This window comes from Microvirga sp. KLBC 81 (assembly GCF_003075415.1).
Classification (GTDB): Bacteria; Pseudomonadota; Alphaproteobacteria; order Rhizobiales; family Beijerinckiaceae; genus Microvirga.
In genome coordinates this window covers 1-823 of record NZ_QDAH01000291.1, presented here as the reverse complement: position 1 = coordinate 823, position 823 = coordinate 1, and the positions used below count along the sequence as shown (strand labels likewise).

Below are 823 nucleotides of genomic sequence, written 5' to 3'. Positions count from 1 at the left end.
TGGCAAGTTTGACGAAGCCGAGGAAGTTGGTGGCGAGCTTGTCGTAGCGGGTGGCAATTCTCCGCCATTGCTTGAGCTTGGCAAAGAAGCCCTCGATGCCCCACCGGTTCTTGTCGGCGATGCGGTCATAGTCTCGCGGTTGCTTGCGATGACGCCGCGGCGGGATGACGGCTTGCCCCTCCTGGGCCGCGATCTTGTCGCACAACCTGTCGGCATCATAAGCCTTGTCGGCAATCACCTGCCCGGCTTTCAGGCCATCGATCAGATCGCAGGCCGGTGCCATGTCGTTCTGCTGCCCCGGCCCCCCAGCGAAGCGCACCGGAAGCCCCAGCGCGTCGACTACCGCGTGGATCTTGGTTCCAAAGCCGCCGCGCGAGCGGCCGAGAGCCTGGGCTTGCGGTCCCCCCTTTTCCGCCGCCCTCCGGCAGCTTGCGCCTGAGCGCGGATCACGGTGGCGTCAATCGCAAGCCATTCCAGGTCGGGATCGGCCGCCACCGCCGCGAAGATCCGATCGAACACCCCGGCTTCGATCCAGCGATAATAGCGCCGCTTGACCGTCTGATACGGCCCGAAGCGATCCTCGGGCAGATCGCGCCAGCGCGCCCCCGACCGCGCCAGCCACAAAAGCGCATCGACAAAGCGCCGACCGTCGCTGCGCGGACCCCACTTGCCCTTGCGCCCGCCCGGCACAAAGGGTTTGATCTGCTCCCATTGGTCGTCGCGAAGAACGTCACCTTCCAAGGCTGACCTCCAAAAAGTCAGCCTTGAATCTGATTTGCGTCCTCTTGGGAATCCCCTGCCTTAAATCGTCACTACAGCCTAG

General features: G+C 63.9%; 1 protein-coding gene. It reads right to left on the bottom strand.

Features of this window, described 5'->3' with window-relative positions; all coding sequences use genetic code 11:
- Window positions 1-741, bottom strand: a protein-coding gene (locus DC522_RS33825) for an IS5 family transposase (RefSeq protein WP_116532734.1) whose coding sequence is annotated in 2 segments (ribosomal slippage) — window positions 1-411 and window positions 411-741 — 742 coding nt annotated over the 2 segments. Because the reading frame shifts where the segments join, the coding sequence is not laid out codon by codon here. This gene is flagged as partial in the annotation.
- Between the last annotated feature and the right edge of the window lie 82 nt (window positions 742-823).